We start from the raw sequence: 13,085 nt of genomic DNA on the forward strand, positions 1-13,085 counted from the left end.
ACTGAACCGATTCTCTTCGCTAATTTGTCATTCGTCAATCGTGATTTGTCATTGAACATAGATTACCATCAAATTCTTGCCCTCACGCGGTACGCGCTTCTTAGTGAGTGGCGGCAGGCCAGCACACGCGTCACGCGGGGGCGGCGGAAGTCGCGGCGTGGCTGGGCGTATGGTACGATCGCTCTTTATTTGTTCGTCGGTCTGTTTCTGATTCGATTGTTTTCGAGTATCTACTCTGGTGAGTCGTTCATCGCGGCGGCAAGTCTCATTATTCTCTACGAGGCGCTCGTAACCGCGAGTAATATTTTCCTCTCCTTCGGTGCAGGCTTTCTCTCACCGGATGAAGCCCGCACGATTGCCCCGATGCCGGTCAGCAGCGAGACATTCTTTTTCTCGCGACTTGCGGTGCTGGTGATATACACGATGATCATCACACTGACGCTCACACTCGCGCCGTTCATCGCATTGTTCTTCGTGCTGGATGCCGGTCTGGTCACGTCACTGTTGTTCTTACTCGCTTGCATCCTATCGAGCATCACCTCTGCCATGGCCGTCGTGGTGCTCTACGGTCTATTGCAGAGTCGTCTTTCGCAATCGGCACTCGCGAAGGCGATCGGCTATGTCCAATTCTTCGGCTCCTTCTTCGTGGCATTCAGCTTCGTCATCCTGCCACGCCTTGAAGCGCACCTGGACCTGGAGCGTCTGACGATTTCCGCACTGCCATGGCTCGCCTACTTGCCGTCGTACTGGTTCGGCTCACTTGCCGGATTAGCCTCTGGCAGTGCAAACCCAATACTTGCAGTGGCCGCGCTGGCCTTGCTTGTCGTGCTTGCGGTTGCGTGCTACGTCTTGCTTGCCAAGCACTACCAGGCACACGCCGCCGAACTTGCCATCGCGCAACCGCGTCTGGCAGGGAAGAAGCCATCGAATACACGAGACTCGAGAGTCTTCCAACTTTACATTCGCTTCGCGCGCTCGCATGAGGCTCGAGCTGTCTTCATGCTACTTCGCGCGCAGTTCCGATACGACATGAAATTCCGCATGGCCATGCTGGCATCGCTGCCGGTCACGGTGCTCTATCTCATCGTGGCGCTACTGCAAGGTGGCATCCACGATCCGTTTGCAGGCGATATTCGCTCGATCGCCGGAACGCAGTTCCTCTATATCTTCGCGCTCATCATGCCGCTTGTACTCATGCAGTCCGTCTCGCAAAGTGAGAACTACAAAGCGGCCTGGATCTTCTTCGCCGCACCGGTCGATCGCGCCAAGCTACTGCTGGCGGTTCGTAATGCGTTGCTCGTCTCGATGGTCCTGCCATACATGGCGCTGCTGGCGGTAACCTTCAGCTTCTTCATGCCCGCCGGACATGCTGTGCTTCACGTTCTCGTGCTCTCTGCCATCGCCGGACTCATCTTCCAAACCTACCTGATGTTCTCCGCCAAGATGCCCTTCGCGCAGCCCCGACAGCAAGGACGCACCAGCGTCGCGACCTTCTTCGCCATCGCGTTCTTCGGACTCGTGCCGCTCGCGCTGCTGCTCGCCGAGATGTATTTCGGCTACCGAATGCCCGGCATGTTCTGGCCAAGCTTCGCACTCATCCTGACTCTCTCCGCGCTCATGGAGCAGACCGTCCGCTTCCGAATCCGAAAAAAACTCGACCGAGAAGAATTCGAAGGGTAGCGGCTGCTATCCCCATCTCCTCCATTGTTCTCAATTATGAATTAATTTCTCTCTTGTATTTGATTTTAATGAATTATGCCAAATGTGATTCACAGTGGCCACTTTTCAAAATTCATTTTTCTCTCTTTTGAATTGTAATTGAATGAACTTCTTCTTCCAGCCAATCAATTGCCAATGAGCAATATAGATGCCCCTGAATGCACCTACTAATATAAGGCAAGAATAACCGGGATGCAAGAGGTAGCACAAGAAATCTGAAAATATTTCTGGTAGTCACTTTGCCGAAGCCATGAAGCTGTCGCACGTAGACAAGTCGATCTCGTCACTGTACCTAAATCATAAGTGTGGTAACCTAATTTCGCCAATTGTGGCACCTGTTACGCCCGCGCAAGCGGGAATCCAATAGCTCGGACCGGATTCCCGCCTCGCCGGTTACGCTGGCCCGTGCAGTCGATTTCGTTAGTCGTTGAGCGGGAGTATCCGCTCCCAGGGTGGAGTATTATCTCGGAGCAACTGATTGAACCGTTCATCTCGGTCAATGAGAGACTGGTACGGATTTGCTGGTCGCGAACCGATGCCGAGCATCTCTTCAAGGCTCAGTACGTCGATGCCGTCGCCCTCATTAAAGTCAACATTTCCTGCATTTTCTGTTTCCATAATGATATTATTGTTAAATAGAGACAGAATTGTCTCTGCTATGAAACATAAATACCTAAGTAATGGTTCTTGTCTATATAATAGCATATAGGGTTTGGGCTATAACCGCATTTTTTAAGCTAAAAAGCCACCCGAACCGCAATTAGATTGTAACAAAGTTGCAGGTTTTCCCCGATTTGAGAATGCTGGGGTAAAAACCTTCGTAAATTTACCATGATTAGGGACTAATTTATGACCTATTGTGACGTGTAACCAAACTCCCGGTGAGTGGTCTTCTTAGCGTGAGTTTCTGCCGAATAAGGCGTCAGGCTTCGATGGTCAATCAGATTTATCCGATTCGAGGATCAAGAGACGGTGAGGTTCAATCTTGAGCACCTTTGCGATTTGTTCGATATTATCAAGTGAAATGGTTCGTTCGGCACGCTCGACCCGCCCGATGAAATCTGGCGAGAGCTTCGCCTTCCAGGCAAGTTGTTCTTGCGTGAGTTTTGATCTCGCGCGATACTTCCTGAGGTTATGGGCAAGGATGTCCCGAATTTTCACGGGACGAAAATCGGACGCCCGTACTATAAGTCGTGCGGACTATAAGCCAGTGCCCCGAGTTTTTGTATTATCTTTGTAACCGAAAGGAGATCACCATGAAGCATCTCATAGCAGTTCTTAGCATTCTCACGCTTGCGGCCACCGCCCGAGCGCAGACGCAGCAGCAGCCCGATTCTGTCCCGCCCACCCAGGGATGGGTGCAAGCAGATACCACTGGCATATCGTTCGATCCCAGCTACCTAATCGATTTAAATACCTTACCATCCATTGAGACAGCTCGCGCAGGGTCCGTACCAATGGCATGGAGCATTAATAGCAACCTACTAAAATGGCAGCCTGCACCTCCGCCGAAAGGTGAGCCCTGGTTTTGGTCGAGTTCATACGGGTTCATACTTAGTAATTACACGATTCGCACGACCGATGCGGGACGAACATGGGATACCCTTGGCCACGGACCGCAGTATACGGCACCTGGTTGCTTTGCCGCTCCATCGACCTTGTTCACCTGTGGCTCAAACTTCATAAGCCGAACGACGGACAGTGGGACAACATGGAGCGAGCAACAGATCAATTCACCTGACTTAAACGCGATTTCATTCTCCAATGCGCGAGAGGGATACGCCGTCGGAGCGGTCTATCTCGGAAGCGCAGCCTGCTTCCAAACGACCGATGGTGGCGATCACTGGAACCGGCTGGAAATCCTTGCGCCATACCCACTGACTGGCGTTTTTGCAATCGCTGGTACAAGAGAAGCCGTTGCCGTGGGATACAATGGGTACGTGACCCGAACACGAAACGGGGGCGCGTCGTGGGACACCATTGCAAAAGGACTCACCAAGCATGATCTCCGCAGCGTGGCATTCAAAGGGCAGTATGGAATTATTGTCGGCGAAGGCCCCACCATTCTCGCGACATCCGACTGGGGAGAAACCTGGGTAAATCAAAAACCGCCGACTACATCCGATCTTGACCGCGTTGTCATGTATGATAGTCTCCACGCGGTTGCCACTGGTGAGAAAGGGACCATTCTTGTTACCGCAAACGGCGGCTTATCCTGGGTGGGTCCGCCACCGAGCCAGGATTCGCTATCGGTGCAGGTGTTTCCAAACCCCGCTTCGGGCCAGACACAAATATCCTATTCGCTTCTGAAGCCTCAACACGTTACGCTGACGATCTTCGATGTGAGCGGCGTCGCTGTCGCGACGGTCCTCAACTATTCGTATCAAGCCGGACCGGAGACGGTCCCGCTGAACACGTCTGTGCTCGCGGCCGGGACCTATTTCTACCGGCTTCAAAGCGAGGAGTATTCGACCCAAGGTTCTTTCACGGTGATTCACTAACGGAGGAGTTATGTCGCTCACAAAACTTTCTGTTCTGACCGTAGGCTGCTGTCTGATCACAGCAACGCTCTACGCACAGGCCCGCGATGCCGGGCAGATCGTCGTGCCGCGCGGGTACGAGAATGTCGATTCATTTCGCATCGGGCTGTTCGATATCGCGCGCACGGCAAGCGACTGCATCGGTGGTCCCGGGACGCGGCGGGACTCGCTCGTCAATCTCATGGCCGACAGCCTCCAAGCCACGATGGAGTTCAGTTGGTGGGGAGGTCTCGTCTCGAAAGGGGATACGCTCTATGGCAAGCGGAAGATGGTCGAGTTCGATGGGGCGGGTCCTATTTGCGATTTGACGCGCGGTATCAAACAGCGATATTATTATGCTCTCCCATACCCGCTGCCGACCTGGATGCAAGGCCCGCCGCCCACCCCGAGTTACTTTTGGAAGTATAACGCCGCGAATTTCGATACGGATGTCAAGTGGTATGATAATACCTACGATGCGAACGAGATTTCCCCTTATACGGAGTACCCGGCGAACGACTCGCTGGTCAAGGCGACGTATCATACAAGCCGCTTCAAGACCGACAGTTCGATCGTTGATTCTGTATTGGCATACGGTGATGATGGCAAACCGATCCTTGCATATTCCGATGACAGGCTTGCCGCATCGCTTCTTCGGACCGATAGCCTGTCTGCTCTGAGCCGTCCGGATGGCTCGCTCGACGTGGCGCATGACTTTTCGACCACGCTCGAGTTCAATATCGATACATCGAACATCGATACCGCGAATTTGGATGGAAGAAGTTTAGACGATCTGCCGCTTTTGAGATTGCAGGTGCTTTTTAAGCAAGGGGATCAGCCTGCTCACGATACAGTGCTTGCCTTGGATGGTTGGCCCGTCCAGCCCTTCACACCGTTTCGGGATGCGGCCCATGCGAATACCTCCGGCGCTGGTTGGTACAGAGTCACGGACGTGATCGTAACAAAGCGGCTATATCGCGCACTCGACAGTTGTTGGCGCAAGCAGGACTGGTTAGAGAATGGTTCGCTTACGCATCCCGGATGGAATTTCAAGCAACTGCACGTTCTCTTCCAGGACATTCCACAAGCGATGAAGAATCTTATGATCGCGAACAAGACCGTCACGGATGCCAATGGTGTTCACTCCGGGCCAGATGTTGATTGGGGAGGTCCGGACGTGGGTTGGGGTTCACCGTCGGACACCACAAGAATGTGGAGCGAAACGCAAGCAGACTCCATCGTGAGCTACGCTGACCACAAAGCAGATAATCTACTTGAATTCCGCATATTCTCGACGTACCGCGCCAAGATTCGTGTGCGCGGACTGGCCTTCGAGGACACAATTGCGGACAAATTCTTCTACCGGAAACGGCTCTCGGCTGTCTCCACTCACTCTCTCAATCCCATTGACATCACAATGGGGAAAGGCGAAGTAGGCGGGTTGGACGACGCTGTCGATTCGCTCTTCGCATACATCGCGCCCGACGAGGGTGGCCCGGGAGAATTTGGACTGAACGACACAGATTCTCCAATCGGAGGCACCAATAGTACGATGTCACACGCGATGATGGGCTACATGGACTATATGGGTGCAAAGAGGCGTTGCGCACCGCATTATCGCGAGCAGGAGGGGGATGGCGCGAGCGTGGCGCATTTCCGGCGCAACCGCCTCGGGTACGATGGCAAGCCGCCATCGCTGTTTGCGAACCAGTCGGGAATATTCTGGTCGGGCAATGTTCCGTTCCCGCGTGATTATGTTGCGTTGGCCCCGATGCCTTCCGACACTACCTACGACTCGACCCGCCCTTTCAAGCATTACAATCTGCAGGGAATGCTGATCCTGACCGACTCTGGGTCGGGCGATCTGGCAGGATACAAGTATTATTCGAACGTCATCCGCGGTCTTCGGATTGGCTCGGCCATTCTTCCAGGTACGCGGGCCGCGCTTCACCATCCTCCAGATCGCCGGATGGCTTATGAATACAGCCTGATCGGCGGATTCCCTGGGGCCGGTGCATCCTGGGCTTGGATGCCGGACAGCGGCACGCTCGAGTTGAAGCATGGGAGTTTCGATACCGTGCGCCATTTTTCGCCCTCATCTCGCTATGCCCGCTATATGCACACAGTGTTCAACTATACGGACACCATCTCGGATACTATTTATATCATCCATCTAACGGCGGTGAAATGGTTCGATACGACCGCTGGACCGCGCTACGCCACTCGCCCAGAAACGCCAGAAGAGATTTCCGGCGTGTTCTTCACCTGTGTTGCGGCAGGTGTGTCGGCGATCGATCAATGCCAGCCGCTGGATTATGCTTTCCTCTTTCTTCCGTGGAAGGATGGAATTGGCCCTCGATTCAGCTTTAGCAAGCAAGGTGCGGAAGGAATTCCGGGAGGACTCTTTGGGATGGACTATATGCGCACCGGTTCAGACGTTCAGAATTACGATCACTACCGCAATTTCGGACACGAGTATACTTCCAATGCCGATTCGCAAACTTGGACGCTCCCGGATACCAATGACATAAACGGTAATTTGCCGTATTTTTATCTTGGCTATGCGAATAGCTGGCGCGCATGGGCACGGGCCTCCGATCGCATCAATCAAATATACGATTCGACCAATGGACGAAAGTCGCCCCACCCACTTCGAAGAATGACCTGGCTTGATGGGTACGCCAACGCAATGACACATCCCGGTGAATTGCGGGTCGTCTCGTTTCCGCAGGATGGATACAATGGATCGTTCATTTCACCGGGGGATTCTATTGCACGAAATATGGCATTCCTCAAGATCGATAGCACTGTCCTCGTCAAACGTTGGAGTCGCGCGCGTGGTACCGGCCCATTCACCGACAGCGTAGACAGTGGCAGACTCGTCAAAGATGACGACACCGCTTCCTACGTCCAGGTCGGTCTCTTCAAAGATAGCACTGGTTATGCCGCGATGGTCGTCAACACTCGCACGTATCCCTGCCATGATTCCATCGATAGCGTCTATTACAACTCCGGCCTTGCGCTGAAGGACCAGATGAAGCCCCTCCTCGGCGACATCGACGTTCGCAAGTTGTATATGAAGCTCGACTTAACCAAAACCGATCCAACGTTCGGAGCATGGAACTACTATGTCGTGCGCGATCTCTGGCATCCCGATTCGACATGGCTACTACATCGCGATTCCACGTTTGCCGTTTATATCAAGCCGGGCGATGCGAAGTTCCTATACTTCGAGCCGGATATTTCCGTGAATGCCGCGGCTCGAACTGGAACAGACATCGGCAAGACCAGGCTGGCTGAATTCTGTTTCAATAACGGTCGGCGCGTCGCAGAAAGGTTAGGTGGTACCCACTCGGTAGTTACCTATACCCGGAATAACAAGCTATATGTATCTTATCCTGCGGCGGGAGCGACGTTCGGAGGAAGCCCGGATGCATCGTCTGGGGACAATATCCTAACGGGGAATGAGCAAGCATTAGACACGTCGCATTTCTGCGCTCGTCCATCGATTTGCCCCGCCTCCAACGACACGGCAGTCGCACTCGCTTACTGGTACCGGACCAATGGCGATACAGGGAAAATCGTGGCTGGATTTCAACGTGCTCCAGACTCGGTGTGGCAGTTTGCGACCTTCAATACTCTGACATTTTACGATAGCACCTCCGACTTTCACTGGGTGACACCCGTTTTGACACCCGTTAACGACACGACTTGGCTTGTTGCAGCAGGCTACCACAGTCCAGCTTTCAGCGGTGCGATCCAAGGCCGTCTTTTTGTCACGCCACGATCGGGAACACCGTATTTCAAAACGGGTCTTTCCCAGCCACCGCTTGCTTTTGATACCACGATAGGCGGTGTTAAGTACCCCGCGCTCTTTCCAACTTTAGCATCCCGACCTATTGCGGATAGCCTATGGCCAATTCGCTTTGCCTTCCAGCGTCCGACAAAACCGAATCATCACGAGATATTCTATGGACGGAGGCAGCATGTCATGGATACTGCGGTTTCCGACACAATGTTCTGCGTATCAAGAGGTTTAGCCGCGTGCGACAACGTCCATCCCTCGTTGGCGTTCGGTGCGGTAATGCAAAAGGAAGTTCTCTTCAAGCGATGGTATTTGGTGACCATCGTTGATTCCGTTTGCTTTGACGATCATTTGACCTGGGAAGCAAAGATTCAAAATGCTTCCCTCAACACCGGCAGCAACTACTGGCCGATTGTTCGGGCAAGGCATGAGCACGAAATCCCAACGCATAGGCCTGGCTTCTGGGGTGCATACTGTGTCGAGAAACTCGATGTTGGTTGGCATGGCTTCCACTATCCAGTGGTGGCAACGGAACCCCGATACTTCGATTATTCGAACTGGTTTGACCAGAGTGCGAAAGATGTTCACGATTTTATTCGGGTCGGTTACCAGAATAAGGGCAAGGTCTTGTTGCTTGCGTGGGCGCCGGATTGGCTGATTTCATACATCCCGCAGCCTTATGGTGCGCTGCCATCGTTAGCGCAGTCGACGACACCGATGTCGCCATGGCGAGATAGTGCGATGGTCCCTCGCTCGTTCGTGATGCTTAAGAATGCCAGTGACACTGGCGTTCAGAGCGTAAAGATTACGAATGGTTGGCTCAATGGGATCGATTGGCTGACTGGAATCGACGGTCATATTATCGTATACAATGGCAGCAAGGATACGGCTTCATGCTCGGGTATTATTGGGGATGTTCTCGTTAACAAAGGACGGACCATTCCAAGCAACCCTTCGTATGACCCGCAGGCTGTTGGTGTGGTCCGAATGGACCCAACGCAATACGGAGTGGATGATGATTGGCCAAGTCCGCCGCGCGTTGCTTCTGAGATTCAGACAAATGAGTTCGCGGTGCATCCTGGCGATTCCATTATCGTTGCTCGAAAGATCGTCACCATTGACACCCTGGCTATTCAGAGTGCATTGAGTGGTTCGTCAGACTATCTCACCTTCCGTGTTCGCCTCATGCACTATCGAGATTCGATTCCAATCGTCACAATCGACTCGATGGCAATAACACGAGCAGAAGTACTTTGGGCCGGAACTGGAAGTCCATTTTCTTCCTCATTCGATCCCGATTCGATTCGATACCAATTACCCGGTTCGATCTCAGACGACTCCGCGTTTTTGTCCTTTGAGTTGCTGCGCGGAGATGTACAAGATACACTGGAGCGATCGTACTTGGAAGTGTACTCAATAGATACTGTGAATGATGGTCCTGCCGCCAAGCGATCATCTCAGCGGCCAGAAGCTGTACCAAACCCCCAACCAATCATGCTGACCGTCCATCCGAATCCAGCCCAAGACCATGTGCTCATTTGCGTCGATGCTCTGTCGGCTGGTGAGCCGTTCGTCGCGGAAGTCGTAAGCGTGACCGGCGAGCATATCGCTACGCTCTACGATGCAACGCCCGAGGCCGATTTCGGTCTGTGCTACCGTTTGGATTGCTCGCACCTCGCAACCGGGATCTATTACGTCCGTGTGGCGAATTCGACGCAGGGCCGGACGGTGAAGTTCGAAGTGGTGCGGTAAGTTGGGGTTAATTGCAGTATAACGGAGCCCCGGAAGAAGTCCTTCCGGGCGCTCGTTCGTTTCCCTGCCTCCGCTTCACGAAACCCTCCCCGCTCCGCAGCCGTTTGGCTGAGTTCGAATTCATCCCTTGGCACCCGCCATGCGGCAAGCGCTGCGCGGCGCTGGCCGAACGACCCAATCAATCTCGAAAGATTATGATCTCTTCCCGTTCCGCTCGCTCGATCGTTATCGGTGGGCTGCTCTTTGCCGCGGCCGCACTATTCGCGCCGCTCCCGATCGCTCACGCCCAGTCGGCCGCGTGGGACGTATCCTATCCGCACCGCGTGCCCGGTGTAGTTTACGCGCAGTTCCGCGAGGGCTACAATCCCGTGTTCGAGCATGACGCCGCGAGCGCCCAGCTCGATGGTGTCCAGAAGATCCTGCGCGAGATCGGCGTGACCAAGATCGAGCCGTTCGATGCCGATGCATACAAGGATGCAATCTCGCACAAGCTCGGCATCGACCGGATGTATGTCATTTATTACGCCTCGGAGGCGCACCCGCTCGGCGTGACGCTCCGTTTGCTTCAAACCGGCCTGGTGCAAACCGCTTCTCCACGCTATATCTTCGAGCCTCAAAAGCATCTTCCAAACGATCCGCTCTATACCAGCGGCAGCGAGTGGTTCCTCGATACGATCCATTGCCCAGAAGCATGGGACATCACGAAAGGCAGTCCGTCGGTCATCATCGCCGATGTCGATGAAGGCGTCAATTACAACCACGAAGATCTTGCGGCCAATATGGTCGATCACGGTTGGAACGCGGCTTCGAATACACCGGACGCCATGCCGCATTTAGGTGCCAACGAAGGCGAGCACGGCACCGAGACGACCGGTTGCTTCGGCGGCATTATGGATAATGGCATCGGCATGGCCGGTGTCGCGCCGCTCTGCAAAATTCTTGCGGTCCGCATTGCCAACGATGCAGGACAACTTACTGCAGGTTACGAAGGCATTCATTACGCTGCTACGCATAACGCTAACGTCATCAACTGTTCGTGGGGCGGGACCATCGACCCATCGGCGCTGGCATTCGAGCAGACCTTTGCGGATGAAGTGACGGCCCGTGGCGAGGTGCTCGTGGCGTCCGCCGGTAATTACTCGAAGAATAACGACATCACACCGTTTTATCCAGCCAATCTCGATGGTGCACTCTCCGTTGGCGCGACCGACCCACGCGGCTATCCGTCATCGTTCACGCACTACGGCAGGTCCGTTCTGGTCTTTGCGCCTGGTGTCGATATTATGACGACGACGCTGAGCCCCGGAAATTCGTCCTATACGAGTGATCCTGGCGTCGATGGCACGAGCTTTTCCGGCCCAATCACCGCCGGTATTTGCGGACTGCTCATGTCGCAAGATGCAACGCTCCCGCCCAGCGCCGTGAAGAGTATTATCATCGAAACCTGCGATCCGGTTCGCGGACAGGAAAGCAATCCGGACTATCATGGCCGCGTGAATGCACTGGCGGCACTCAATCAAGTCAAGACTCCAAGCCATCCGAACGTGTCGATGGTGGGATACCAGGTTAATAGTGTACCGAGCGATTCGCTCCGAGGAGTTGGAGCATACGTAAACCTGTCGGTAAACTTCGTTAACTCCGCGGCTCCGGCTACCAATACCATATCCGCCACGCTCCAACCTGGGCCCGGATATTCATGGCAGAACTATCAGCCGCAATTTCCGAGTCAATGGCCGAACTTCGACTTAGGACCAATGGACCAGCATGGAACACGCGTGGGGCAGTTTCCGAATGTATTCCGCACCAGGCAGTTCTCGGAAGGAACGGTCCCAATGAAGTTCTTTATTACGGACCATAACTTCTATTCGGATTCACTCATTGTGAATGTTCCGCTGACTTCTATTCCCGGCATGAAGCATCGTCTCGTTTCTGGCCATGCTACCTGTGTCAAGCAGGTTGATTCGAAGATCGGCTGGGCCGGCTTTGGATATTTTGAGAAAATACACAACCCCGAATCCGGTAATGATACGATCTTTCGGGTCACGCAATACGCTCGCCGCCGATTCTTTGGTCCCGTTGCGTCACGCTGGGAATATTCTCCGACCGATCTTCCGGCCGAAGTACCGGCGCTCAGCATCGATGCGCTCGACGATCAGACCGCTTGCTTTGGCGGTCAGGACCCGATCACCGGAGCATCGCAAGTGATCATGACTGCCGATGGCGGCGCGGATTGGAACGTGGTTGACGTCCTCGTTCCCCCGCGCTCGATCCATCTTACCAGTGCCACGAGCGGGTGGTTTATCAGCGACGCCGTGAGCAAGAGCTTCCAATTCTACCAGACCAACGATGGTGGGCAGAGCTTTACAAAAGGCACCGGCATTTCCGCAGCCACAACATCCGAAAAGACATTCTATAATGGGCTGTTCTGGGATGGGGCGTTCGGAATTTTCGGAGGCAATGCTGGCGCGGTCCATATTACGACCAATGGCGGTTCGACCTGGCTGGTTTCTGTCCCGATCGGAGGTACTGCCAAGCAGAACAATGTCCGATCGATCGCTTTTAGCGCGGGCCAGCACATCGGTTTTGCCTGCGTGCGCGGTGAAGGCACGAATAAAGATAGTGCCGGACTCTTCGTCTCGCTCTCGAAAGGCCGTACATGGGCGAATATCGATATGATTGATCCAAACACCGGCCAGCCGGACCCCTACCGCATTCCGTACTCTGTGACCTTCAAACCGGGCACGGATACCGCGATTATCACCACGAATCAAGGGGTATTCCTCGTGGCACAATCCGGTACTTCGACCTATAGCTGGAGTTATTATTCCGCCCCATCCTCATGGGATCCAACGTTCAGCATGGTTAGCGCATCCGGAAATCAGGGCTCCTATACGATTAGCGCCGTGAGCGAAGGATCAGGTATCGTCGATTTCTCGACCGAAGCTCTGGCCGGCGTTCAATCCCAATCGAATGCTTCGCAACTGCAAATGCTGGCCGCGCCGAATCCTACTTCGGGTGACGCGCAGATCTATTTTTCACTGCCAAGCGAGGACCATGTGACGATCAGGCTCGTGGATGTGCTTGGCCGCACCATCAGCGAAGTATTCTCCGGGATTCTTGGCGCGGGCGACCATGCCATTCCTGTGGCTGTCGGAGCTGTCACACCGGGCGTCTACCACTGCCTGCTCGAAACGGCTTCGGGCATTTCGAGCCAAACAAGCCTGGTGCTTATGAAATAAGGATAAGGCATTCTTGGGGACAAAGGCTGAGGGATGAAGGCTGAGGGAAAG

Annotated in this window: 6 protein-coding genes; 4 read left to right on the forward strand and 2 right to left on the reverse strand. The window is 54.0% G+C overall.

Translation table 11 applies throughout. From position 1 onward, the window contains the following. The first annotated feature begins 51 nt into the window (after window positions 1-51). On the forward strand, window positions 52-1,680 hold the full coding sequence (locus Q8902_07545) for a hypothetical protein (protein MDP4199408.1): 1,629 nt from the start codon (window positions 52-54) through the stop codon (window positions 1,678-1,680). A 459-nt stretch (window positions 1,681-2,139) separates the two neighbouring features. On the opposite strand, the gene Q8902_07550 is transcribed toward Q8902_07545, so the two are convergent. After that, window positions 2,140-2,337, reverse strand: a complete 198-nt coding sequence (locus tag Q8902_07550; protein ID MDP4199409.1) for a hypothetical protein — start codon at window positions 2,335-2,337, stop codon at window positions 2,140-2,142. Between the two features lie 318 nt (window positions 2,338-2,655). Further along, window positions 2,656-2,880 carry a helix-turn-helix transcriptional regulator gene (locus Q8902_07555; protein MDP4199410.1) on the reverse strand — a complete coding sequence of 75 codons (225 nt, stop codon included), beginning with the start codon at window positions 2,878-2,880 and terminating at the stop codon, window positions 2,656-2,658. Between the two features lie 95 nt (window positions 2,881-2,975). Between Q8902_07555 and Q8902_07560 the strand changes: the two genes are divergently transcribed. The 3 genes from Q8902_07560 to Q8902_07570 all read left to right on the forward strand — a co-directional run bounded on the left by Q8902_07560 (window position 2,976) and on the right by Q8902_07570 (window position 13,034). Continuing rightward, a complete protein-coding gene (locus tag Q8902_07560; GenBank protein ID MDP4199411.1) occupies window positions 2,976-4,220 on the forward strand; it encodes a YCF48-related protein in 1,245 nt (414 codons plus the stop codon). Between the two features lie 10 nt (window positions 4,221-4,230). Continuing rightward, complete coding sequence (locus tag Q8902_07565; protein ID MDP4199412.1) at window positions 4,231-9,795, forward strand: hypothetical protein; 5,565 nt, start codon at window positions 4,231-4,233, stop codon at window positions 9,793-9,795. 194 nt (window positions 9,796-9,989) lie between these two features. Further along, window positions 9,990-13,034 carry a S8 family serine peptidase gene (locus Q8902_07570; GenBank protein MDP4199413.1) on the forward strand — a complete coding sequence of 1,015 codons (3,045 nt, stop codon included), beginning with the start codon at window positions 9,990-9,992 and terminating at the stop codon, window positions 13,032-13,034. The last annotated feature ends 51 nt before the right edge of the window (window positions 13,035-13,085 follow it).

It is taken from the genome of Bacteroidota bacterium, from assembly GCA_030706745.1.
Classification (GTDB): domain Bacteria; phylum Bacteroidota; class Ignavibacteria; order Palsa-1295; family Palsa-1295; genus PALSA-1295.

What these genes read in the sequence shown, in the direction of transcription:
- Q8902_07565 (MDP4199412.1), top strand. Translation starts at nt 4,231, where the DNA reads ATGTCGCTCACAAAACTTTCTGTTCTGACCGTAGGCTGCTGTCTGATC.
- Q8902_07560 (MDP4199411.1), top strand. Translation starts at nt 2,976, where the DNA reads ATGAAGCATCTCATAGCAGTTCTTAGCATTCTCACGCTTGCGGCCACC.
- Q8902_07550 (MDP4199409.1), bottom strand. Translation starts at nt 2,337, where the DNA reads ATGGAAACAGAAAATGCAGGAAATGTTGACTTTAATGAGGGCGACGGC.
- Q8902_07570 (MDP4199413.1), top strand. Translation starts at nt 9,990, where the DNA reads ATGATCTCTTCCCGTTCCGCTCGCTCGATCGTTATCGGTGGGCTGCTC.